The organism is Streptomyces sp. NPDC110618 (genome assembly GCF_055657065.1).
In genome coordinates this window covers 56,519-79,646 of record NZ_JBVKBN010000017.1, presented here as the reverse complement: position 1 = coordinate 79,646, position 23,128 = coordinate 56,519, and the positions used below count along the sequence as shown (strand labels likewise).

Sequence of the window (23,128 nt, the reverse complement as noted above, 5' to 3'; positions counted from 1 at the left end):
GTGCCGGGGGGCTCAGCCGTCGAGCCAGTCGCCCTTCAGGTCCGCGGGACGGTACCCGGTGGCGTTCCACAGGAAGTGCGGGTGGGCGCAGCCGAACATGTAGGCCAGCAGCGCGGTGTCCTCCCGGCCCGTCTCCGGCTCGTACATCGTGTAGAAGAACTCCGAACCGACCACGCCGGAGTCCTGCTGCACCTCACGGGCGCGGTCCGGGCCGGCCTCGGTGCGGGACGCCTCCACGGCGGCGATGTAGGTACGGCGCAGGATCGACCAGACGGTGTCGGTGTTGCCGTGCCAGGGCCCGTGCAGCGCCTCGAAAGCGTGCAGCTCGGCGTCGAACAGCGGCCAGGCCCCGGGGAAGTGGACACGGCAGCGCTCGGACAGCTCGGCGGTCCGCGCGCTGAGCGACGGTGCGCTGCGCCGCGGGCTCAGCGTGAGCGTGGTGCCGTGCGTGAGGATGCCCGAGCAGGCGTTGGGCTGGAGGTCGCACAGCGCGCAGTCCTGGGCCGGAGCCAGGCCCTGGGTGATGCCGTCGAACCACAGGGCGTGCCGCCCGGTGAGCGCCATCCAGACGATGGTGCTGGGCATCAGCCAGGTGTTCCACATCGAGGAGTGCGCCTCGGGCATGCAGCCGTACTTGATCAGCGCGATCGCGCTCGCCGCGTAGAGCGCCTTGGTGTGGGCGGACATGCCGGAGAGCCAGAAGTTGCTGATCTCGCCGGTCAGGGCGTCGACGCGGACGTCGGTCATGTCGTCCACGACCCGGCACAGCAGCAGGGAGGCGAGATGCTCCTCCTGCCACAGCTCGCTGTCGGGCGAGACGTGCCAGAACAGGCAGTCCATCATCTGCAGCGCCGAGTAGGTGCTCTGGCCGAGCGGGTTGGTCTGCGGGAGCACCACGGTGCCCGTCTGGTGCTGCTGGAGCCAGTGCTCGTCGGCGGATCGTTTGTGCGCCGCGTACAGGCCGCAGACCAGGGCCCGCGCGGTGTTGGTGCTGAAGTCCTCGGCCAGCCGGTCCTCGATGAGCCGGGTGAGGTGATCGGTGTCGATGGTGTCGATGACCCGCTTGTACTCGTGGAACAGCAGGATGTCGTCCTCGAAGCGGTGCCGGTAGCCGAGATCCCGCTCCAGATCGTTCATCACCCGGACCACGGACCAGCCGCCGGTCAGCACGCTGTCCAGCTCCCGGCGGTACGGCCAGGTCTTCACGGCGAGGGGCAGTCCCGCGCTCTGCCGCCAGCGGTAGTCGGCCAGGGTCCGCTCGGGTGCGGCGGGCAACTGGCGGCACAGGGCGCAGGAGCAGTCGGCGGCCTGCTGTGCGCGGGGCGGGGCGAGGGCCCGGCTGCGCCAGGCGCCCTCCAGCATCTCGCAGGTCAGACGGCACACTTCGATGTCGGTGCCGACCTGCGGGAAGGCCTCCTCGATCAGGCGCAGGCTGGCCTCCAGCCGGCGGAGCCGGGCCTGCCCGGCCTCGTCCGGCGGGAGGTAGGCGTGCGGCGTCGGCTGGAGGGCTCCCTCCAGGTGCAGCGTGGTGCCGGGGTGGGGGGAGCCGAGCGCGTCCAGCCGCTGCTGGGCGGCGGCCTGGCACTTGCGGTCCTCCTCGGTGCGGCCGCGGATGTGCCGGCCGAACAAACGGGCCAGGGCGATCCCCGCCTCCGCCGTGGATATCTCAGGACCACCGCCCACGACTCCAGATTTCACACCGGTCTCCCTTCAAGCAGTGGTCCTGGCAACGGAATCGAAGGCCGTGACAGTCGGCCGGGGGCGGCCGCTCTGCCGCCCCACAGATTCGAACTCGCCTTCCCGATGCGTAAGTTGAATCGAGAAGCGGAACGAGACTGCCCAGAGCGTAAATGATCTACACCGTGACCCGGCCGTGATATCCGTTACTGTTCAAGCCACTTGAGCTGCGTATACTCGCTCGCCCCCCACATAGGTCAGCGCCACCCGTGTCGAGGCCAGCTCCTCCGGCGGAACGGCGAACGGGTCCCGGTCCAGAACCACCAGGTCAGCCAGTGCACCCGGCCGCACCGCGCCGGTGTCGTCGAGGTGGTTCACATGCGCCGATCCCGCCGTGTAGGCGGTCAACGCCTCGGTGAGCCCGATGCGTTCGCCCGGCAGGAACACCGGCGCGGCGCTGTCCGGCGAGACCCGGTTGACCGCCACATGGATGCCCGCCAGCGGGTCCGGACTGCTGACCGGCCAGTCGCTGCCCGCCGCGAGCCGGGCGCCGGAGCGCAGCAGCGCGCCGAACGGGTACTGCCACGCGGCCCGTTCGGGTCCCAGGAAGGGAATGGTCAGCTCGTCCATCTGCGGTTCGTGGGCGGCCCACAGCGGCTGGATGTTCGCCGTCGCGTCGAGGAGGGCGAAGCGCGGCACGTCCTCCGGGTGCACGACCTGGAGATGCGCCAGGTGGTGCCGCGTGTCGCGCCTCCCGTTGGCCGCCCTCGCCGCCTCGATCGCGTCCAGCGCGTCCCGTACCGCCCGGTCGCCCAGCGCGTGGAAGTGGCACTGGAAGCCCAGCGCGTCCAACTCGGTCACGTACTGGGGGAGTTGGCCGGGGTCGACAAAGCTGGTGCCCAGGTTGGCGGTGGCGCAGCCGCAGCCGTCCAGGTACGGCTCCAGCAGTGCGGCTGTACCGTTCTCGGCGACCCCGTCCAGCATCAGCTTCACGGTCCCCGCCCGGAACCGTCCGTGGCTCAACGCCGCCCGGCGCTCGACGAGTTCGGGGATCTGCTCGGCGCCGCGCCCGCGGTCCCACCACAGCGCCCCCACCACCCGCGCGGTCAGCGACCCGTCGCGGGCGGCGGCGAGATAGGCCTCGGCCGGGTCGTCCATCCCGGCGAACTCCCCGACCAGCGCGTCCTGCCAGGCGGTGATGCCCAGGGACTGCAGATGGCGCTGGGCGCGCAGCAGCGCCGCGACCCGGTCCTCCTTCGTGGCCGGCGGAGTGAGCCGACCCACCAGCCGCATGGCCCCCTCCTGGAGGGTCCCGCTCGGCGTCCCCGAGGCGTCCCGCTCGATCCGTCCGTCCGCCGGATCGGGCGTGTCGCGGGTGATCCCGGCGCGTTCCAGAGCCCGGCTGTTGACCCAGGCCCCGTGGTGATCACGGTTGGGCAGATACACCGGCCGGTCCGGTACGACCGCGTCCAGCAGCTCCTTCGTCGGCGTACCGCCCTCGAAGGCCTCCATGGACCAGCCGCCCCCGGTGATCCACTCCCGCTCGGGGTGCGCCTCGGCGTACGCGCGTACCGCGGCCACGGACTCGGCGGCCGTCCGCGCCCCGGTCAGATCGCACTGCGCCAGTTCCAGCCCGGCGGGTACGGGATGGACGTGCGCGTCCTGGAACCCGGGCAGCAGCAGCCGCCCGTCCAGCTCGACCACTTCGGTGCCCGGTCCGGCGAGTTCCCGGACCTCGTCGTGTCCCACGGCGGTGATCCGGCCGCCGGTGACGGCCACCGCGGTGGCGGTGCGGCCCTCGGGGGTGAGGACGGGGCCGCCGGTGAAGAGCAGGTCTGCGTGCATGGTCCGTCTCCTAGTGGGGTGTCGGGAGCAGGCGCGGGGACTCGGAGTCGGTGCCCTCGCCGGTGCGGAAGTACGGGGACTTGCGGACCCAGCGGGCCCAGGCGGCGGCGACGAAGCCGGACGCGATCATCGCGAGCGGGGTGGCCAGCAGGAACCAGCCGTTGTCCGCGCGCAGTTCGAAGTGGTCGGCGGAGTCGTAGAAGGACCAGCCGAGATAGCCGCCGAGGGCGATCAGGACGAGCGCGCTCAGGACCGGCAGCACCACCGCCCGGACCCCTTGCCACAGGTCCTCGCGCAGCAGGGAGCGGAAGCGGACGGCGGCGGCGAGGGCGGTGAGCGCGTAGGAGAGGGTGACGATGATGCCCACGGCGGTCACGGTGGCCATGATCATGTCGGCGAGGCGCGGGATGACCAGGGAGAGCGCGGCGACCGCCGCCGCGAGCGCGCCGATCAGCACGGTCCCGGCCGCCGGAGTGCCGTACCGGGGGCTGACCCTGGACCACACCGGGCCGAGCGTACGGTCCCGGCTCATCGCGAACATGCCCCGGGCCGCCGGGATCACCCCGGCCTGCAGCGAGGCCACCGCCGAGAACATCAGCGCCACCAGCGGCAGCACCGACAGCGGCTGATCGGCGAGACGCTCACCGAAGAAGGCCAGACCCTCGGCGCCGTGGCCCGCCAACTCCTCCTCCGACAGGACCCGTTGGAAGGCGACCGAGCCGAGCAGGAACAGCCCCAGCATGGTGAAGAGGGTGGTGAAACCGGCCCGCGAGGCGTCACGGGGGTCGCGCACCTCCTCGGTGACGGTGAACGCCGCCTCGAAGCCCCAGTAGCAGAACACCGACAGCAGCAGTCCCTGGGCGAGCGCGGTCGGGGAGGGGATGGCGAAGGGGTCGAACCAGCTCAGGCTGAAGGGGTGCGGGCCGGTGACGATGCCGTAGCCGCAGAAGCCGAGCAGGACGACGTACTCGAAGACCAGCAGCCAGCCCTGGAGGCGGGCCGCCTTGCGGACGCCGGTGACGGCAGTGAGGGTGACCCCGGCCAGGACCACCAGGCCCACCGCCGTGGTCTGCGCCGTCGACCCCGGGTCGAGGCCGAGGCCGCCCACCCGGTGCACACCGGCGTCCCCGGCGAGCTGGATGAGAGCCGAACCGGTGACCGCCGTGGTGTAGGCGAGGAACGCCACCACCGCCACGATCGTCACCCAGCCGACCATGAAGCCGAGCCAGGGGTTGAGTGAACGGCCCACCCACACATAGCCGTTGCCCGCGTTGGGCTCGACGCGGTTGAGGCGGGAGTAGGCGCCCGCGATGCCCAGCACCGGCAGGAACGCCAGCAGCATGATCGCCGGCAGGTGCAGGCCGACGACGCCGGCGGTGACGCCGAGTCCGATGCCGATGCTGGTGGTGGCCGCCGTGCTGGAGGCGGCGATGGCGACCCCGTCCAGGACGCCGAGGGACTTGCGCAGAACGGGTGGGTCGAGGGCCGGGGGAGTGTCGGTCATGGCGTGCTCCGCTCGCACCAGGGGGCCTGGCAGGCCCCGGTGACCGCACATGAAACTGGCCGGGCGCTTCACAGGTCAACGGTGTTGTCATAAGGTGCCGCCACCGGCCCGGAACCGCCACCGACCCGGCCGCCACCGGCCCGCGTGGGAAGGAACAGCCATGACCGAACGCGTCGTGCCGCCCGCCGAGCGGCGGCGCAGACGGCCCACCAAGCAGGGCGTGGTGCTGTCCGAGGAGCTGATCGTGGCCACCGCGCTGCGGCTCATCGAGGAGCACGGTGCCGAGGCCCTGTCCGTACGCCGCCTGGGCCGCGCCCTGGGCGCCGACCCCAGCTCGCTGTACCGGTACTTCCGGCACACCGACGACCTGCTCCTCGCCGTCGCCGACGAGCTGATCGGCCGCACCCTGCGCGACTGGCGGCCCACCGGCGACTGGCGCGCCGACCTGCGCGACCTGGGCCTGCGCATCCACTCCGGGGCGCTCGGCCACCCGCGTGCCGCCGTGCTCAGCGCCTACCGGGTCACCGGCCGCGTGCACGAGATCCAGGCCGTCGAGACCATCCTCGGCGTGCTGCGCGGGGCCGGGTTCCCCGACCCCGAGGCGGTCCGCGTCTACCACGCCTTCGTCGACCAGGCCCTCGCCTTCAGCGCCCTCGACGCGGCCGGAGCGGCACTGCCGAAGCCCGCGCGGGACGCCGAGAACGCCGTATGGCAGGCCACGTACGCCCGCCTCCCCGCCGACACCCACCCGAACATCGCGGCCAGCGCCCGCCACCTGGTCGCCGACATGCGGCACAGCTCGTACCCGACGGCGCTGGAGATGCTGCTGAGCGCCGCTGAGGCACGGCTGTTCGAAATCCGGGGACGTGCATGATCATCCACTGCCACACTGGGCAGCGACCGACCGTGTTCCGACAGGAGGCCGTCCCACGATGACCAAGCCGCCCGCACGCCCCGCGCAACAGCGCAAGCTCGACACCCTGCACCGCCTGGAGCACGACGAGGACGTATGGGTCGCCACGGCGGGCCCCGACGGGGGAGCACCCTACCTCGTACCGCTGTCCTTCCTCTGGGACGGCGAGACCCTGCTCCTCGCCACCCCCGCCGCCAGCCCCACGGGCCGCAACCTGAAGGCGACCGGGACGGTGCGCCTGGGCGTCGGGCCGACGCGGGACGTGGTGATGATCGAGGGCACGGTCGAGACGCTCACCCCCGCGGAACTGCGCGAGGGCGAGGGAGACCGCTTCGCCGCGAAGACGGGCTTCGACCCCCGCGAACTCACCACCGAGTACCTGTACTTCAGGGTCCGTCCGCAGCGCGTGCAGGCCTGGCGCGAGGCCAACGAACTCGCCGGGCGTGATCTGATGCGCGACGGCACCTGGCTCGTCGCGGACTGATTCCGGCGCACCGGGACACCCGAACGGCACAGGGCGGCGGGGCAGTTGGGTCCCGTGCCCGCGACCGTACGGAGGAGCCATGGCCCTGGTGAAAGCGGGCGTCGTCGTGCTCGACTGCGCCGAACCCGAGAAACTCGCCGTGTTCTACCGGGAGTTGCTGGACGCCGAGCAGATCCACGAGAGCGCCAACCGGGTGGAGATCAGGAGCGCCGACGGCACCCGGATGGCCTTCCGCCGCGACATGAACGCCACCGCCCCGAGCTGGCCGCGCCCCGAGAACTCGCTCCAGGTCCACCTCGACTTCGTGGTCGACGACCTGGACGAGGCGGAACGCAGGGTCATCGGCCTGGGCGGCCGCGCCCTCGACACCCGGGACACGGCGGGGCCGTTCGAGGAACGGAGCTACAGCGACCCGGCGGGCCATTCGTTCACCCTGCTGACGGGGCCCTCCGCGGCGCCGAAGCGGGGGTAGCCCGTGGACGACCCGGGGGCCGGTACCGCTCGCGGCAGCGGCCCCCCGGTGTCCCGGGCGGCGGCGCCTACGCCTCCGCTGCCGCCTTCGCCTCGACCTTCTTCTTCACGTCGCCCGCCGGCCACACCCCCGTGGACCGCTCCACGGCCTTCGCGCCCGTGCGGTTCACGGCACTGCGCACCACCGCGAAGATGGCGCCCTGGATGGCGGAGGCGAGGAGGATCTCGCCCCAGCCGCGGTCCTGGTCGAGGGGGTCGGGGGCGTCGTCCTCGTGGCGGAGGGCCTTCCAGGTGGTCTGGAAGACCAGCCCGGCGACGGTGCCGCCCACCCAGCCGATCGCGAACCCGAGGGGCTTGTAGGCGAGCGGGAGTTTCAGCTTCTTCTGCTTCTTCTTGGCCACGTCTGCCTCCATTGGGGTCAGGGCTGTGCGGTGAGGTCCAAGACCGCCTCGGCCGCGGGCACCGGACCGGGCGGGGTGCCGGTACCGAAGGGACGACCGCCCAGCCTCTCGCGGCCGTGCGGGCTCCGCCAGCCGGAGAGGTCCGGGCCGAGGGGCACGATCCCGGTCGGGTTGATACCGGTGTGCACCTGGTAGTAGTGCCGTTTGATGTGATCGAAGTCGACGGTGTCACCGAACCCGGGGGTCTGGAAGAGATCGCGGGCGTACGCCCACAGCACCGGGTTCTCCGACAGTTTCCACCGGTTGCACTTGAAATGGCCGTGATACACGGCGTCGAACCGCACCAGCGTGGTGAACAGCCGGATGTCCGCCTCGGTGATCGTGTCGCCCACGAGATACCGCTGTCCCGCCAGCCGCGCCGCCACCCGCTCCAGCCGCCGGAACACGGCCGTACAGGCCCCCTCGTACTCCTTCTGGTCCACCGCGAACCCGGTCCGGTACACCCCGTTGTTGACGTCCTCGTAGACCTCGGCCATCACCCGGTCGATCTCGCCCCGCAGCTCGCGCGGGTACAGATCCGGCGCCCCCGCCCGGTGCAGAGCCGTCCACTCGGTGGCGAGGTCGAGGGTGAGCCGCTGGTAGTCGTTGGTGACCAGCTTCCCGCTCGGCACGTCCACGACCGCGGGCACGCTCACCCCGCCCGGGGCCCCCTCCTCCCGCGCCTCGTAGGCCTCGGCCAGGAACCGGATGCCCAGCACCGGGTCACGCCCGCCCGGGTCCAGTGTGAAGCGCCAGCTGCGGTCGTCCTGAACGGGGTCGGCGACAGCCATCGGCAGCGCGTCCTCCAGGCCCAGCAGCCGCCGCGAGATCACCGCCCGGCTCGCCCACGGACAGGCACGGCTCACCACCAGCCGGTAGCGCCCCGCCGCCACCGGCCAGCCGTCCCGCCCGTCCACGGTGATCCGGTCGGCGAAGTGACTCTTCGACCGGGCGAACGAGACATGGCCGTACGCCGCGTTGCCGTCCTCGGGCATGGGTGCCTCCTCATGGTCGGACACCCACCGGGTCCCCCGATTTCGCCCGACGGCACACAGGTGATCCACCGCGTCCCGGCGAGTTGCGACCGTCGGACGTCGGTGAGGCACGGCAGGGCCCCGCCGCGACGGGGGAGCGCGGCGGGGCCTGACGCACGTGTGCCCGGGGGCGGTGCGTTCATGCGTCCGGTCGTGAAGAAATCTCCGGACGAGGACGCTCAGCTCTCGTCGACCCGCTCCAGCACGAACACCGGAATCTCCCGGTCGGTCTTCTTCTGGTAATCCGCGTACGGCGGATACGCCGCGACGGCCCGCTCCCACCACTCGGCCTTCTCCGCGCCGGTGACCTCGCGGGCGGTCATGTCCCACTGCTCCGTACGGTCCCGCAGCTCCACCCGAGGATCGGCCTTCAGGTTGTGGTACCAGACCGGGTGCCTGGGGGCCCCGCCCTGGGAGGCCACCACCGCGTACCGGCCCTCGTGCTCGACGCGCATCAGCGGGGTCTTGCGGATCTTCCCGCTCTTCGCGCCCCGCGTCGTCAGCAGCACCACCGGCAGCCCGGTGTCCCGCAGCGTCGTCCCCTCGGTACCGCCGGAACTCTCGTACAGCTCGACCTGCTCCCGCACCCACCGGGTCGGGCTGGGCTCGTACTCACCCTCAAGAGGCATGGCATCGATCCCCTCGTCGTTGTGCGACTGCCTACCCTGCGACAACACCCGTGCGCGCACGATTCATCCAGCCCAGTGGAGCGAATCGGGCCCACGAAATCGCCGACACGGGCACCGAATGCCGCCGTCCGCCGCACCTCGCGGCGACGCTCCCGTCATGCACATCGACATCGACAGGCACACCTGCATCGGCGCCGGCCAGTGCGCGCTGGCCGCCCCCGCCCTCTTCACCCAGGACGACGACGGCCTCAGCACCCTGGTCCCGGGCCACGAGAACGGCACCGACCACCCCATGGCCCGCGAGGCGGCCAGGGCCTGCCCGGTCGGCGCGATCAGCGTGTCGCCGCCGAGCCACTGACCAGGGCCCACGCAGGCTTCGGGCATCGGCCCTTCAGTACGCTGCCGGGATGACCGAACAGCCCCGCAAAGCCTTCCTCTACGTAGTCGTCTGTGCCGCCGGAATCGCCTCCGGCGTGGGCAAGTTGGTCAGTGCCGCGCAGGAGCGGGGGTGGGAGGTCGGGGTCATCGCGACGCCCGTGGCGATGAACGGCTTCTTCGACACGGCCGCCGTCGAGGCGCTCTGCGGACGGCCCATCCGCTCCGCCTGGCGCACCCCCGCCGATCCCCGGCCCTTTCCTCCGCCGGACGCGGTGATCGCCGCCCCCGCGACCTTCAACACCGTCAACAAGTGGGGCGCGGGCCTCGCCGACACCCTCGCCGTGGCGACCCTGTGCGAGGCCCCGGGGCTCGGTGTCCCGGTGGCCGCGCTGCCCTGCGTGGCCGACGCGCTCGCCGCCCACCCCGCCTACCGGGAGAGCCTGGACCGGCTCCGCGGCATGGGCGTCCGCTTCGGCGAGCCGTACTCCGGCGAGCCCCAGGAGGACGGGCGGCGGCCGGAGTTCGGCTGGGAGCGGGCGCTGGACCTGATCGAAGCGGACGGATCCTAGACGCACTCCACCGTCGGCCCCGCCACCATCCCCCCGGTGTACAGCGCCTGGCCCTGCGGCATCCAGTACCCCAGTTTGGACACGACGCTCGAGCAGGCCTCGCGCGGCGTGACCCGGACTCGCACTGTCGCCGGGGCGCCCGGCTGGAGGTCCGTCAGGGCGCAGTCCAGCGCGAACAGGTGACGTTCCTTCGATGGATGACGGCCGATCAGCGGATTCACGCACCGCGCGTCGTCCGTCGCCAGCTCGATCCCCGAACCCTCCTCGCCGATCAGCCCGAACCGCGCGCTGCCGTCCCCGCGCTCGCTGTCGCGGTACACGGTGTACGTCAGGGTCGTCGTACCGCCGCGCCGCACCGGACCCCCGTCCACCTCGACCCGGTGTGTCGGCGGAGCCTTCGGTGCCGTCAGGGTGAGGGTGGCGCGGACCGTGCCGCGCAGGTCCACGCCCGCGGGGTCGGAGCGGACCCGGACGTCGGCCTCGATGTCGTACGTGCCGGGGCCGGGGTACTCCCGTGAGCCGGGCAGCGTGCCGGTGGCCGCCACCTCGCCGTCGCGGCGGGCCGTCCAGGTGCCCGAGGTCAGGCACGCGGGTCGCGTAGGGGAGTCGTCGCGGTGGCAGACGGCCGGTGCCGAGACCGCCGTCATCGGCGTACCGCTGCCCAGGCACAGCGACACCGACGCCCGCTGCCCGCCCGGCCCCCGCAGGATTCCCGCGGGCGCGCACAGCGTCGCCGGCTCCGCCGCGACCGGCGCGGGCGCCGACGGCGGGTCCGGCAGCGCCCACGCGGGCGCCACGAGGGCGAGCGGCAGCGCCGCCGCGCCCAGCAGAGTCCTCGGCCTGGTCCGACGTGTCCGCACCGTCCGCCTCCCGTACGGCTCCGACCGGCCCGGCGCCGGTCACCGCACCGAGCATGCGCGCACGCCCCCGGCGCACGGACGCTCCCACGCCGTACGGTCACCCCGCGGACGCCCCTGCGCACCGCCCGCCGGGTACGTACGCTCCACCTGGTACCCACCCCGAAGGCAGGAGCAGCAACGATGCAGTACGTGAAGCTCGGTTCGACGGGCCTGGACGTGTCGCGGATCTGTCTGGGCTGCATGACCTACGGGCTGCCCGACCGAGGCGTGCACGAGTGGACGCTCGACGAGGAGGCATCCCGCCCGCTCATCCGCCAGGCGGTGGAGGCGGGCATCAACTTCTTCGACACCGCCAACGTCTACTCCGACGGCACCAGCGAGGAGATCGTCGGGAGGGCGCTCGCCGACTACGCCCGCCGCGACGAGATCGTCCTGGCCACCAAGGTGCACGGCCGGACGCACCCGGGTCCCAACGGCCGCGGCCTGTCCCGCAAGGTCATCATGGCGGAGATCGACCACAGCCTCAGCCGCCTCGGCACCGACTACGTCGACCTCTACCAGATCCACCGCTTCGACCCGCACACCCCGGTCGAGGAGACCATGGAGGCGCTGCACGACCTGGTGAAGGCCGGCAAGGTCCGCTACCTCGGCGCGAGTTCGATGTACGCCTGGCAGTTCTCCAAGCTGCAGTACACCGCGGAGCGCCACGGCTGGACCAAGTTCGTCTCCATGCAGAACCACTACAACCTGCTCTACCGCGAGGAGGAGCGGGAGATGCTGCCCCTCTGCGCGGACCAGGGCGTGGGCGTACTGCCCTGGAGCCCGCTGGCCCGCGGTCGCCTCACCCGCGACTGGGGGACCGTCACCGAGCGCAGCGCGGGCGACAACTTCGGCAGCCGTCTGTACCTGGACAGCGACCGCACGATCGTCGAGGCGGTCACCCGGGTCGCGAACGACCGTGGCGTTGCGCGCGCCCAGGTCGCCCTCGCCTGGCTCCTCCAGCGGGAGACCGTGGCGGCGCCGATCGTCGGCGCGGCCCGGCCGGGACACATCGAGGACGCGGTGGCGTCGGTGGAACTGACCCTGAGCGAGAAGGAGATCGAGGAACTGGAGCAGCCCTACACGGCACGTCCGATCGTCGGCCACTGATCCCGGCCGAAAGGCCATGAAGGGGTCCGTGCGGCGCCGCGAGCTCCGTGCTGAAGGCCCTGATGGGGTCCGTGCGGTGCCGCGAGCTCGGTGCCGAGGCCCCTAATGCGGTCCGTGCGGCGTCGTGAACTCCGTGCCGCACGGACCCGCGCCCTCGCTCTCCGCCAGCACCACCCGCTCGCCCCGCATCGACAACGTCCGGTAGTAGCCCCCGATCCGCTTCGCCGACCGCCCGACGTAGTGGCCGATGAACGAGCGCCGGAACCGGTCGGCGCTGCGGTTGGGCCGGGACCCGTGCACCAGGCTGCCGTTGAAGAACAGCACGTCCCCCGGCGCCATGTCGACCGGCACCGCGGTGAGTCCGGGCGGCGGCGGAACGTACTCCCGCGCGAACGACACGTCCGCGTCCGCCTCCTCGGGACAGAACAGCTCCATCCGGTGCGTGCCGGGCACCACTTCGAGGCCGCCGTTGGCCCGGTCGATCACATCGCAGGCGATCCACGCGGCGGCACACGTGCCCGGTTCCACCCGGAGATAGAAGTTGTCCTGGTGCAGCGCCTGGCCCCGGGCGCCGGGCGGCTTGAAGTAGAACATGCTCTGCGCGGCCAGCACTTCCTCGCCGAGCAGTTCCTCCAGCACCGCGCGCAGCCGGGGGTCGAGCAGGGTCCGCAGCGACAGTTCGTCGATTTCGTGCGGCTGCATCACCCTCGGGTACGCCCGCAGCGGATCCCCGTCCCCCGGCCGCGGCTCGAAGTGCCCCGGCACCGGACCCGCCGCGTGCAGCCGCGCGAACCGCTCGCACAGCCGGTCGATCTCGTCGGCGGCGAACAGCCCCCGCACGACCACGAACCCGGCCTCGTGGAACTGCCGGACTACGGCGGAGATGTCCGTGACTGTCATGCGCGCACTCCCTCGCGTCGGGGCCCTGTGTGCGTCACGCTAGGCCGACGCCCCGGTGAGGAGGATGCCCATGCGTGCCGGCGGATTGCCCGACACCGCTGCCGGTGACCCCGCCCCGCCGCCCGGCCTGGTGGTCGTCGGACGCTTCGACCGGCCGCCCGGATACGCCGTGCACCGGCCCCTGGGCGCGGACAGCTGGCTGTTCACCTGGACCACCGGCGGCCACGGAAGACTCCGCCAGGGCGGCACCGGGGCCCGCGCGTCCGCGGGACACCTGGTCGTCCTCGCCCCCGGCGTCCGGCACCGCTACGGCGTCGACCCGGGCGCCCGCCACTGGCGGTTCTGGTGGGCGCACTGCCAGGCGCGCCCGAACTGGCAGGACTGGCTGCGCCCCTACGCCGCCGGGGACGGCCTGTACGTCGTCCCCCCGGCCCCGGACGCGCCGCGCGCCCGGATCGAGGCGGCGTTCGGGCGGATGCTCGCCGACGCCCGCTGGACCGGGACCGGCGTGCCGCCCGGCGAGAGCGGCGCCGAGGCCGAACCGGTGGCCGTGGCCCACAGCTCCGCCGCCCGCGAACTGGCCCTGTGCGCCCTGGAGGAGGCCGTCCTGCTGGCCGCGGCCGGCGCACACACCGCCGCCGCGCCCTCACCGGGCGTCGACGAGCGCGTACGGCGCGCCGAGGCCCTGATCGCCGCCGACCCCGGCGCGCCGCACACGGTCGCCTCGCTCGCCGCACACGTCGCCCTGTCGCCGTCCCGGTTCGCCCACCTGTTCACCCAGCAGCTCGGCCGGTCACCGATGCGCGCGCTGCGCGAGGCGCGGCTGCGCCACGCCGCACGTCTGCTGGAGGGCACCGACCTGCCGGTGGAACGGGTCGCGGCCGCCTCCGGATTCGCCAGCCCTTTTCACTTCAACCGCGTCTTCCGCGAACGCTACGGCACACCACCCGGCGCCTACCGGGCCATAGGCCGCTGAGCAGGCGCTCAACCGCTTATTGAATACCGTTGTCCCGTCCGGCCGCACGGGAACGAGTCTTTACTGACAGAAGTTCAATTCGACGCGCCGGGTGCCCTTCGCGCAAAATGACGGCAAGTCTTGTTCCAGGCCGTTGACCTGTGCAAAGGTGTGCCTCGCTCCCTTGAGTCGCACGCTTGGTCAGAGCCGCGCCCGGAGCATACCCATTGGTATGGACCATCAAATGCCGCATGCCCTCCGGAGGAATGCCGCCGTGCATGACGCAGGCTCGCCGAATTCCGCAGGAAACGCCCGCTCCATTGAATTGACGGACGCGCAGCTGAGCGCCGAACTCAAGAAGTGGACCGGAGCGTCGCCCGCGCTGCAGCCGGTGGGCGAACTCCTCGACCGGCACTGGGCGGCGGGCTTCGCCTACGCACGGCTGTGCACCAGCTCGGCCCGCGCCGCCGGCATGCTCACCACCGCGGCCTTCACCCGGCTCTTCGGGCAGACCCTGCGGCAGAACGGGCCGACCTCGGCGTGGCGGCCCCAACTCCTGCTGACCGTACGGCGTGTCGCGGGGGAGTGGGACACCGACCAGCAGCGTGAACTCCTCCACCCCGAGCTGCGCTCCGACCCCGCGCACGGCGAGCGCGCCACCGCCCGGCTGCTCCCGCCCGCGCACCGCAGGCTGCTGTCCGGCGCCTTCCAGCGGCTGCCCCAGTCGGCCCGCTGCCTGCTGTGGCACACCGAGGTCGAGGCCGAACCCCTGGACATACCCGCGGCTCTGCTGGGCCTGGACGTGGAGGGCGCCCGCGTCGAACTCGGCCGCGCCCGCGACCGGTTGCGCGAGGAGTGCCTCCAGGTCCACCAGGAACTCGCCCCCGACCAGGAGTGCCGCCGCTATCTGCGGCTGCTCGACGTCACCTACCGGCGCGGCGGCGTCGACATCGACCCCGACCTGCGCGATCACCTCGAGGGCTGCCGCCACTGCCTGGAGACCGCCGACCAGCTGCACTGCTTCAACCACGGCCTCGGCCTGGCGCTCGCCGAGGCGGTACTCGGCTGGGGCGCCCGCGCATACGTGGAGTCCCGCGCCCTGAGCGCCGACGAGGAGAGCGTGCCGGAGGAAGCCGCACCGCCCCTCGTCGGGGAGGACTTCGGCGCCGACCCGCTGCCCCAGGCACCCCCGGCCGACGCCCCGGTTCCCGCGTGCAGCCGCAGGGCCCGCAAGGCCGCCCGGCGTGCCGTACGGCGCCGCAATCTCACGGTGGCCGTCGTGACGGTCGGCACCCTGGTCCTCGTACCGCTGGTGCTCTGGTCCGCCAAGGGCTCCGAGGACGGCACCGCCCCGGCCGGGGCGAGCCGCCCGACCGACGCCGCCGGGTCCGACGGCGCCACACCCACCCCCAGCCCCTCCTGGGCCGGGGCAAAGGAGGCGGCCAAGGGCAGGCTCACCGGACGGCTGCACAACCTCGCCTCCGGACTCTGCGTCGCCGTCGTCGGCGGCAAGGTCGTCAAGGGCGCCGAGACCGAACTCGCCGAATGCTCGGCACGGGCCGAGCAGCAGTGGGTGTACGAGACCGACGGGCGGCTGCGCAGCGCGGCCGAGCCCGATCTGTGCCTGGACTCCAAGCTCGGCTACTCGATACGGCTCGCCCCCTGCACCGACACCCGCCGGGTCCGTTACGACTTCACGCTCCAGGGCACCCTCGTCCCGCGCTGGGACCAGGACCTCGCCCTCAGCCCCGCCGCCACCGACGGCTCCGGCGCGCTCGTGCTGAAGACCCGCAAGGACGACGGCGCCCAGCGCTGGGTCATCGACACCTCCAAGCCCGAACTCCAGATGGAGGCGGTCAACTGGGGCGAACCCAAGAGCGGTTCCCCGACGCCGACACCCGAGTCCACGCCCAGCCCCAAGGCGTCCAAGTCCCCGAAGGCCACGGCCACGCCTTCGCCCACACCGACGCCCTCGGCCGAGGACCCCTGCGCCACGGACCCGTACGCGTGCTCCTGGGACGACGACTGGGACGACGACTGGGGTGACGACGACGGCTGGGGCGACGGCTACGGCCGCGGCCGCCGCTGACCCGCAGGGCCGTCCGGAGCCATCCGGAGTCTTCGGGGATCCTCGGGGATCCTCAGGGACCTGAACCCGCCGCGAACACCGTCACGTGGACCGTCGAGGCGTTCCCGGACACCGGCACCGCGCCCGCCGTCCACGGCACCTCGATGGGCCTGCGCTCGTCCGGCGGTGTCACCAGCAGCCCGGCCGGGCGTTCCGTGCGCGCCCCGCTGATCTCCGGGCTGGAGAACGACAGGCCCGCCCAGGCGCTGTCGCCGGGTGCCAGGGTCACCCGGGCCGGTGAGCCGGGAGCGCGCCTCGGGTCGGGACCGAGCCGCCTGCCGGACGCGTCCACGAAGGCGGCGCCCGGATAGCCGTACAACGTGCAGGTACGCGACGAGGTATTGGTCAGCACGATCGGGAAGTTCCGCTGCCCGGCGCCCGGGTCCACCGGGCCGACCTCGGCACGCAGGTCCGGGGTGCGGCAGTGGGACGGGGTGGTCGGGGAGGTGCGGCGAGCGGTCGCCGTGGTGCCGTCGTCGGTGCCGCACGCCAGGAGCGGGCCGAGCAGGGCGACGGCGCTCGCCCGCAGAGCGGCCCGGCGCACGTGTGAGGAGAGGGTCTGCACGCTTCTGAGGGTTCGTCATGACCCCGGGCGTCGGGCCGAGGACAGCGGGAAACCCCGCGTACTACGCCCGTTCAGCCCTCGTCCAGCAGGGCCAGCTCCGCCCAGATCGTCTTGCCGGTCGCGGTGTGGCGGCTGCCCCAGCGCTGGGTGAGCTGGGCGACCAGCAGCAGCCCCCGGCCGCCCTCGTCCCAGGTCTTCGCCCGGCGCAGATGCGGCGCGGTGTGACTGGCGTCCGACACCTCGCAGATCAGCGTGGCCCGGTCATGGATGAGCCGCAGCCGGATCGGCTTGGAGCCGTACCGGATGGCGTTGGTGACCAGTTCGCTCACCACCAGCTCGGCCGTGAACGAGGCGTCGCTCAGTCCCCAGGTGGCGAGCTGATCCACGACCTGCTTGCGGATCGGCGCGACCAGCGCCGGGTCGGCGCGGATGTCCCAGGTGGCGACCTGGGAGGCGGGCAGCCCCCGGGTCCGGGCCAGCAGCAGCGCCACGTCGTCCGCGACCCCGCCGGGCGGCAGCAGCGTGTGCAGGATCCGGTCGCAGGACTCCTCCAGCGAGCCGGAGGGGGCGGCCAGCGACTCCAGCAGCAGGGCATGGCTGGCGTCGATGTCGCGTTCGCGGTTCTCGATCAGACCGTCGGTGAAGAACGCCAGCACGCTGCCCTCGGGCAGTTCGACCTCGGCCGACTCGAAGGGCAGCCCGCCCAGCCCCAGGGGCGGTCCGGCGGGCAGGTCGATCGGCCGGGGCTCGCCCCCGGGCGGCACCACGATGGGCGACGGCAGCCCCGCCCGCGCCAAGGTGCAGCGGCGGGACACCGGGTCGTACACGGCGTACAGACAGGTCGCGCCGACCTCGCCGGGCCTGCCGTCCCCGGCCTCCTCGGAGAGCCTGAGCACCAGGTCGTCGAGGTGGGTGAGCAGTTCGTCGGGGGCCAGGTCGATGTCGGCGAGGGTGCGTACGGCGGTGCGCAGCCGGCCCATGGTCGCCGATGCCTGGATGCCGTGCCCGACGACGTCCCCGACACACAGGGCGACCCGCATCCCGGACAGCGGGATCAGGTCGAACCAGTCGCCGCCCACGCCGAACCGGGTCGCCGGCAGATACCGGGAGGCCGCCTCCACGGCCGGTGTCCGCGGCAGCCCGCGCGGCAGCAGACTGCGCTGGAGGGCGAGGGCGGTCTCCCGCTCCCTTGAGTAGCGGCGGGCGTTGTCGACGCAGACCGCCGCACGTGCTGTGATGTCCTCCGCCAGCAGCACGTCGTCGGGTGTGAACGGGTCCGGTCGGCGGCACCGGGTGAACACCGCGACCCCGAGCGTCACACCCCGCGCCCGGATCGGCACGGACATCGTGGAGTGCATGCCGTACTCCCTGACCCAGGCGCTGCGCGCCACGTCCTGGCTCAGCCAGGCGTCGAGGTCGCCGGAGTGCACCGAGGCGACGACGGTGCGCCCGGCCGTCAGCGAGGAGGCATGCGGCGACTCGGCCGGGTACAGCTCCAGGCGCCCCGGCTCGGTCACCGCCTCCGGGCAGCCGGGGGTGATCGACCGGTGTGCGGCCCGGCGCAGGCCCACCGGCGCCGTGATGTTCACCGACGGGGCCGTGCCCTCGCTGTCCGGGTCGAGCAGGTCGACGCTGACGAAGTCGGCCAGCGCGGGCACGCACACATCGGCCAGTTCCTGTGCGGTCCGGGTGACGTCGAGGGTGGTGCCGATGCGCACGCTCGCCTCGTTGACCAACTGCAACCGCTCCCGGGAACGGTGGCTCTCGCTGAAGTCGTGGGCGGCCACGCACACCCCGCGCACCCGGCCGTCGGCGTCCGTGACCGGCGCCATCCGGGCCAGCCAGGCGTGCGCGCGCTCCTCGCCCCCGGCGCGCATGAAGGTCTGCACATCGCGGGACCGGCCGGTGGCCAGTACGCCCGCCATCTGTGCCTCCAGCTCCTCGCTCTGCGCCTTGCCGCCGATCTCGGAGACCCGCAGGCCCCGGATGCGCTCCTCGGGCAGCCCGATCACCCGGGCCATGGCGTGGTTGAGGCGGCGCAAGCGCAGCCGCTCGTCGTAGACGGCGATGGCGCACGGGGACTGGTCGAGCCCGGCGGTGGCCAGCGGATCGTCGGTGTCCCCGGGGCCGGTGGGCTCCAGCGGGGTGACCACGAGCCAGCTGCCGGGTGCGCCGTCGCGGGGCGGCCGGTGGTGGGCGAGCAGCCAGACGCGTACCCGGTGGCCGTCCTGGTGGCGCAGCGGCACCGTGCCGTCCCAGCGGGGGCCCGCCGGGACGGGCAGCTCGCCGTCGGCCAGCAGCCGCGCGACGGGCCTACCCACGACCGCGTCGGCCGGCCAGCCCAGCAGACGCCGGGCACCCGCGTTCCACTCCAGCAGGGTGCCGTGCTCGTCGACGACGGCCCGAGCCGTCGCGGCGTCGTCGAACGGGTCGTGCGGGGTCATCGTCGCCACTCCAACGCGGACACTCACGGTGACCGGTGGTCACGTGGCTACCAGCCTAGTGCTTCCCGGCCCCGGACGGCTGGGGAACCGTTGTGCGGCCGGTCGAACAGTCAAGGGTGAAATCCGGCCGATGTGGGATCAGGGGGGCAAGCGCTTTCCGATGTCCCGCCCGGCGTGATGGCGGAGGTGTCGCGCACCCGGAGGGGAGGCGGGAGTGCCCGTGCCGCGACCAACCCGCTCCGCCCGGACGACAGTTCGTCCTGTCCCGACCGTTGACGCGGCGTCACACGGGCCACAAGCATGTCTTGCGTCCGCATCTGGGAGCGCTCCCACGCGAGCGTCACCCGCACTCCGCCCGAGGAGCCCAGACGTGAAACGACGCAGAACCGCCCTGCTGTCCCTGACCGCCCTGCTGGCGACGGGACTCACCGCGCTGCCCGCCGCGCAGGCCGGAGCCGAGGAGGTCGAGCAGCTCAAGAACGGCACCTTCGACACCACCACCGAGCCCTGGTGGACCACCAGCAACGTCACCGCCGAACTGTCCGACGGACAGCTCTGCGCCGACGTCCCCGGCGGCACCGCCAACCGCTGGGACGCCACCGTCGGACAGAACGACATCACACTGGTCGAGGGCGAGTCGTACCGCTTCTCCTTCAGCGCCAACGGTGCGCCCGAGGGCCATGTGGTGCGCGCGATAGTCGGCCTGTCGGCGGCGCCCTACGACACCTACTTCGAGGTGACGCCGCAGCTGAGCGTCTCCGGGAACGACTACACGTACACCTTCACCGCGCCCGTCGACACCACCCAGGGCCAGGTCGCCTTCCAGGTCGGCGGCAGCGCCGACGACTGGCGGTTCTGCATGGACGACGTGTCCCTGCTGGGCGGGGTGGCACCCGAGCCGTACGAACCGGACACCGGCCCCCGGGTCCGCGTCAACCAGGTCGCCTACCTGCCCTCCGGACCCAAGAACGCCACCCTCGTCACCGACGCGACCGGGAAACTGCCCTGGCAACTGCGCGACGCACGCGGGAAGACGGTGGCGCACGGCTGGACCGTGCCGCGCGGCACCGACGTGTCCTCCGCGCAGAACGTCCACTCCATCGACTTCGGCTCCTACCGCAAGCGCGGCAGCGGACTCACCCTGACCGTCGACGGCGAGACCAGCCGCCCCTTCGACATCGACGCGGACGCCTACGAACAACTCCGCCTGGACGCGGCGAAGTACTACTACACCCAGCGCAGCGGCATCGCCATCCGGGACGACCTGCGGCCCGGCTACGCCCGCCCCGCCGGCCACGTCGACGTGGCACCCAACAAGGGCGACGGCGCGGTGCCCTGCCAGCCGGGGGTCTGCGACTACACCCTCGACGTCACCGGCGGCTGGTACGACGCCGGGGACCACGGCAAGTACGTCGTCAACGGTGGTATCTCCGTATGGGAGTTGCTCAGCACCTACGAGCGCGCCCTGCACGCCCGCAGCGGCGACCCGGCGGCCTTCGCCGACCGGACCCTCGCCATCCCCGAGAGCGGCAACCGGGTGCCGGATCTCCTCGACGAGGTCCGCTGGGAACTGGAGTTCCTGCTGAAGATGCAGGTGCCCGAGGGACAGCCGCTGGCCGGGATGGCGCACCACAAGATCCACGACGAGCAGTGGACCGGTCTGCCCCTGCTGCCGAGCGACGACCCGCAGAAGCGTGAACTGCACCCGCCGTCCACCGCCGCGACCCTGAACCTGGCGGCGACGGCGGCCCAGGCGGCCCGCCTGTACAAGCCGTACGACCGTCAGTTCGCCGCGAAGGCCCTGGCGGCGGCCCGCAAGGCGTGGGCGGCGGCGCTGGCCCACCCCGACCGCTACGCCTCCGAGAGCGACGGCATCGGCGGCGGCACCTACGCCGACAACAACGTCACGGACGAGTTCTACTGGGCGGCGGCCGAGCTGTATCTCACCACCGGCGAGAAGGAGTTCGCCGACCGGGTCCTCAACTCCCCGGTGCACACCGCCGACATCTTCGGCCCCCTCGGCTACGACTGGGCCCGCACCGCGGCGGCGGCCCGCCTCGACCTCGCCACCGTGCCGAACCGGCTCCCCGGCCGCGACAAGGTCCGCAAGTCCGTGATCAAGGGCGCCGACGGCTACCTGGCCACCCTCAAGTCACACCCCTACGGCATGCCCTACGCCCCGGTGGACAACCTCTACGACTGGGGCTCCAACCACCAGATCGCGCACAACGCCGTCGTCATCGCCACCGCCCACGACCTCACCGGAGCCGCCAAGTACCGGGACGGCGCGGTGCAGAGCATCGACTACCTGCTCGGCCGCAACGCCCTGAACATCTCCTACGTCACGGGCTACGGCGAGGTCAGCGCGCAGAACCAGCACGCGCGGTGGTACGCCCACCAGCTCGACCCGAACCAGCCCAACCCGCCCCGCGGAACCCTGGCCGGCGGGCCCAACTCCAGCATCCAGGACCCCTACGCACAGAGCAAACTCCAGGGCTGCGTCGGCCAGTTCTGCTACATCGACGACATCCAGTCCTGGTCGACCAACGAGCACACGATCAACTGGAACTCGGCACTCACCAGGCTCGCCTCCTTCGTGGCGGACCAAGGATGACGCGCTGAGCCCGCTCGGGCGGCACACTGGGCCCATGAACTCGCCCTTGCCGCAAGCAGATCCCCGCCGGACCAGCGTCGTGGTCGTGGGCCTGGACGCCTACGAGGCGGGCGCGCACTGGGCCCTGGACGGCCCGGTGTCCGACGCGCTGCGGTTCGCGGACTGGTTCCTCGACCGCGGAGTGCCGCCCGAGCGCATCACCGCCCTGCTCTCCGCCCCGCCCGGCCGGGCCGACGCGCTGCCCGGGGTGCCGTACCTGGTCCTCGGCGCGGACCGGGCCGGCGTGCACCGCACCCTGCTGCGCACGCTCGGGGCGGAGGAGAGCGAACTGCTGTGGGTGGTGTGGGGCGGTCACGGCGTCGTGGACCCCGAGGGCAGACGGCGGCTCTTCTACGCGGACGCCACCGAACAGGACCCCCTCAACCTGGACTTCGACGCCCTGCTGGCCCACTACCGGGCTGCTCCCCGCCACCCCCGGCAGATCTGGCTGGTCGACGCCTGCCAGCAGCTCCACAACCCCTGGCGGGCCCGGCGCAACCTGCCCCGCGAGGACTACGGCACCCCCATGCCGCGCACCGCCCGCGACCAGGCGGTCCTGTTCGCCACTCGCCCCGGCGAGGCCGCGCGCAACCTCTCCGGCACGCGCACCGGCCTGTTCAGCCGCGAGGCTCTGGACGTCCTCACATCCGACCCGGAGGTGTCCAAGGGCTGGCCCCCGGACCCCGCCCTGCTCATGGACCGCCTGCGCGACCGCTTCACCCGCCTGCGCGCCGACGGCCTGGCGGCCCAGACCCCCACCTACGTCTGGTCCCGCACCTGGGACGGCGACGAGGGCCAACTGCTGTCCAGGGGCAGCCCCGAACCGGACGGCGCCGCCCCGTCCCCCGACCTCACCCCCGAACGCCTGCGCACCCTCACCGACGCCCTCCTGGCGGTGGGCGAGTTCGTGGAGCCCCAGGGCCGCGAGGAGATCCTCGGCCTGCTCCGCATAGGCGTCCGGGCCGCCATTCCCCGCCATGCCCGTCCCCGCCTCGACGCCATCAGCATTCTGCGCACCTGCGCCCGACGCCCCGGAGCACTGCGCGAGTTGGGCGAGGCGGTGCTCCTGTGCGCCGGGGGGAGTGCCGAGGCGGAGAGGGCGCATCGGTTGTTGGGGGACGCGGGGGCGTGAGGCGTCTGCCGGTTCGGGGGACGCGGGGGCGTGAGGCGTCTGCCGGTTCGGGGGACGCGGGGGCGTGAGGCGTCTGCCGGTTCGGGGGACGCGGGGGCGTAAGGCGTCTGCCTGTCTGGGGGAAGCCGGGGCGTGACGCGTCTGCCTGTCCGGGGGCCGATAGGGCCGTAGCAGCCTTCCACGTACCTTAGGATCGGGAGCCATGTACGAGTCCCGTGATGCGGCGGAGTCCGCGAGCGTCGAGTCCTGGCTCCCGCGCCTTTCCCACCTGTCGCTGGACGAACTTCCCGAGGTCGGGCACGCCGCGCTGCGGCCCGCGATGGACACGCTGCTCGCCGGTGTCGACCGGCCGTTCAGTACCCGGGGCGGCAGCGAGCCCAGCTGAGGAAGGACGTGTT

Annotated in this window: 21 protein-coding genes; 11 read left to right on the top strand and 10 right to left on the bottom strand. The window is 72.7% G+C overall.

The window, feature by feature from the left end:
- Positions 1 to 12: 12 nt before the first annotated feature.
- From ACZ7L7_RS26525 to ACZ7L7_RS26515, 3 genes are all read right to left on the bottom strand, one after another.
- The gene (locus ACZ7L7_RS26525) at positions 13 to 1,698 is read right to left on the bottom strand and encodes a hypothetical protein (protein WP_285512021.1); all 1,686 of its coding nucleotides are present in this window, start codon (positions 1,696 to 1,698) and stop codon (positions 13 to 15) included.
- Positions 1,699 to 1,890: 192 nt separating this feature from the next.
- On the bottom strand, positions 1,891 to 3,522 hold the full coding sequence (locus ACZ7L7_RS26520; RefSeq protein WP_472077458.1) for an amidohydrolase: 1,632 nt from the start codon (positions 3,520 to 3,522) through the stop codon (positions 1,891 to 1,893).
- Between the two features lie 10 nt (positions 3,523 to 3,532).
- Positions 3,533 to 5,026 carry an APC family permease gene (locus ACZ7L7_RS26515; protein ID WP_471593086.1) on the bottom strand — a complete coding sequence of 498 codons (1,494 nt, stop codon included), beginning with the start codon at positions 5,024 to 5,026 and terminating at the stop codon, positions 3,533 to 3,535.
- Positions 5,027 to 5,186: 160 nt separating this feature from the next.
- On the opposite strand from ACZ7L7_RS26515, the gene ACZ7L7_RS26510 reads away from it, so the two are divergent.
- The 3 genes from ACZ7L7_RS26510 to ACZ7L7_RS26500 all read left to right on the top strand — a co-directional run bounded on the left by ACZ7L7_RS26510 (position 5,187) and on the right by ACZ7L7_RS26500 (position 6,895).
- Positions 5,187 to 5,900 (top strand): TetR/AcrR family transcriptional regulator, encoded by a 714-nt coding sequence (locus ACZ7L7_RS26510; protein ID WP_453604773.1) that lies wholly within the window; start codon positions 5,187 to 5,189, stop codon positions 5,898 to 5,900.
- 58 nt (positions 5,901 to 5,958) lie between these two features.
- Positions 5,959 to 6,423: a pyridoxamine 5'-phosphate oxidase family protein gene (locus tag ACZ7L7_RS26505; RefSeq protein ID WP_285512025.1), complete on the top strand. Its 465-nt coding sequence runs from the start codon at positions 5,959 to 5,961 to the stop codon at positions 6,421 to 6,423.
- A gap of 79 nt (positions 6,424 to 6,502) precedes the next feature.
- Entirely contained in the window at positions 6,503 to 6,895 is a 393-nt protein-coding gene (locus tag ACZ7L7_RS26500; protein WP_285512026.1) for a VOC family protein, read from the top strand.
- 67 nt (positions 6,896 to 6,962) lie between these two features.
- On the opposite strand, the gene ACZ7L7_RS26495 is transcribed toward ACZ7L7_RS26500, so the two are convergent.
- The 3 genes from ACZ7L7_RS26495 to ACZ7L7_RS26485 form a co-directional block, all read right to left on the bottom strand.
- A complete protein-coding gene (locus tag ACZ7L7_RS26495) occupies positions 6,963 to 7,307 on the bottom strand; it encodes a DUF4235 domain-containing protein (RefSeq protein WP_472077455.1) in 345 nt (114 codons plus the stop codon).
- 5 nt (positions 7,308 to 7,312) lie between these two features.
- Positions 7,313 to 8,329 (bottom strand): glutathione S-transferase family protein, encoded by a 1,017-nt coding sequence (locus ACZ7L7_RS26490; RefSeq protein ID WP_285512028.1) that lies wholly within the window; start codon positions 8,327 to 8,329, stop codon positions 7,313 to 7,315.
- A gap of 218 nt (positions 8,330 to 8,547) precedes the next feature.
- Positions 8,548 to 8,997: a nitroreductase family deazaflavin-dependent oxidoreductase gene (locus ACZ7L7_RS26485; protein WP_285512029.1), complete on the bottom strand. Its 450-nt coding sequence runs from the start codon at positions 8,995 to 8,997 to the stop codon at positions 8,548 to 8,550.
- Positions 8,998 to 9,154: 157 nt separating this feature from the next.
- On the opposite strand from ACZ7L7_RS26485, the gene ACZ7L7_RS26480 reads away from it, so the two are divergent.
- On the top strand, positions 9,155 to 9,355 hold the full coding sequence (locus ACZ7L7_RS26480; RefSeq protein WP_285512030.1) for a ferredoxin: 201 nt from the start codon (positions 9,155 to 9,157) through the stop codon (positions 9,353 to 9,355).
- A gap of 49 nt (positions 9,356 to 9,404) precedes the next feature.
- The gene (locus tag ACZ7L7_RS26475) at positions 9,405 to 9,944 is read left to right on the top strand and encodes a flavoprotein (protein ID WP_472077453.1); all 540 of its coding nucleotides are present in this window, start codon (positions 9,405 to 9,407) and stop codon (positions 9,942 to 9,944) included.
- Here ACZ7L7_RS26475 and ACZ7L7_RS26470 read toward each other — a convergent pair.
- A complete protein-coding gene (locus tag ACZ7L7_RS26470; protein ID WP_471593087.1) occupies positions 9,941 to 10,804 on the bottom strand; it encodes a hypothetical protein in 864 nt (287 codons plus the stop codon). The two genes, ACZ7L7_RS26475 and ACZ7L7_RS26470, sit on opposite strands and share 4 nt — an antisense overlap.
- Positions 10,805 to 10,984: 180 nt before the next feature.
- On the opposite strand from ACZ7L7_RS26470, the gene ACZ7L7_RS26465 reads away from it, so the two are divergent.
- The gene (locus tag ACZ7L7_RS26465) at positions 10,985 to 11,953 is read left to right on the top strand and encodes an aldo/keto reductase (protein WP_472077451.1); all 969 of its coding nucleotides are present in this window, start codon (positions 10,985 to 10,987) and stop codon (positions 11,951 to 11,953) included.
- 102 nt (positions 11,954 to 12,055) lie between these two features.
- Here the strand turns inward: ACZ7L7_RS26465 and ACZ7L7_RS26460 are convergent, their stop codons facing one another.
- Positions 12,056 to 12,853 carry a phytanoyl-CoA dioxygenase family protein gene (locus ACZ7L7_RS26460; protein WP_285512034.1) on the bottom strand — a complete coding sequence of 266 codons (798 nt, stop codon included), beginning with the start codon at positions 12,851 to 12,853 and terminating at the stop codon, positions 12,056 to 12,058.
- Between the two features lie 70 nt (positions 12,854 to 12,923).
- Here ACZ7L7_RS26460 and ACZ7L7_RS26455 point away from each other — a divergent pair, with 70 nt between their 5' ends.
- Both ACZ7L7_RS26455 and ACZ7L7_RS26450 read left to right on the top strand, forming a co-directional pair.
- Entirely contained in the window at positions 12,924 to 13,829 is a 906-nt protein-coding gene (locus ACZ7L7_RS26455) for a helix-turn-helix domain-containing protein (RefSeq protein WP_472077449.1), read from the top strand.
- A gap of 253 nt (positions 13,830 to 14,082) precedes the next feature.
- A complete protein-coding gene (locus tag ACZ7L7_RS26450) occupies positions 14,083 to 15,897 on the top strand; it encodes a ricin-type beta-trefoil lectin domain protein (RefSeq protein WP_453604782.1) in 1,815 nt (604 codons plus the stop codon).
- A gap of 52 nt (positions 15,898 to 15,949) precedes the next feature.
- Here ACZ7L7_RS26450 and ACZ7L7_RS26445 read toward each other — a convergent pair whose 3' ends face one another.
- Both ACZ7L7_RS26445 and ACZ7L7_RS26440 read right to left on the bottom strand, forming a co-directional pair.
- Complete coding sequence (locus tag ACZ7L7_RS26445; protein WP_285512037.1) at positions 15,950 to 16,501, bottom strand: DUF4232 domain-containing protein; 552 nt, start codon at positions 16,499 to 16,501, stop codon at positions 15,950 to 15,952.
- 71 nt (positions 16,502 to 16,572) lie between these two features.
- Positions 16,573 to 18,945 (bottom strand): SpoIIE family protein phosphatase, encoded by a 2,373-nt coding sequence (locus ACZ7L7_RS26440; protein ID WP_471593088.1) that lies wholly within the window; start codon positions 18,943 to 18,945, stop codon positions 16,573 to 16,575.
- 370 nt (positions 18,946 to 19,315) lie between these two features.
- Between ACZ7L7_RS26440 and ACZ7L7_RS26435 the strand changes: the two genes are divergently transcribed.
- The 3 genes from ACZ7L7_RS26435 to ACZ7L7_RS26425 all read left to right on the top strand — a co-directional run bounded on the left by ACZ7L7_RS26435 (position 19,316) and on the right by ACZ7L7_RS26425 (position 23,115).
- Positions 19,316 to 21,559, top strand: coding sequence for a glycoside hydrolase family 9 protein (locus tag ACZ7L7_RS26435; protein WP_472077446.1), 2,244 nt, complete (start codon positions 19,316 to 19,318; stop codon positions 21,557 to 21,559).
- Positions 21,560 to 21,593: 34 nt separating this feature from the next.
- Complete coding sequence (locus ACZ7L7_RS26430; protein ID WP_453604788.1) at positions 21,594 to 22,730, top strand: effector-associated domain 2-containing protein; 1,137 nt, start codon at positions 21,594 to 21,596, stop codon at positions 22,728 to 22,730.
- 202 nt (positions 22,731 to 22,932) lie between these two features.
- The gene (locus ACZ7L7_RS26425; protein ID WP_285512041.1) at positions 22,933 to 23,115 is read left to right on the top strand and encodes a hypothetical protein; all 183 of its coding nucleotides are present in this window, start codon (positions 22,933 to 22,935) and stop codon (positions 23,113 to 23,115) included.
- Positions 23,116 to 23,128: the final 13 nt, after the last annotated feature.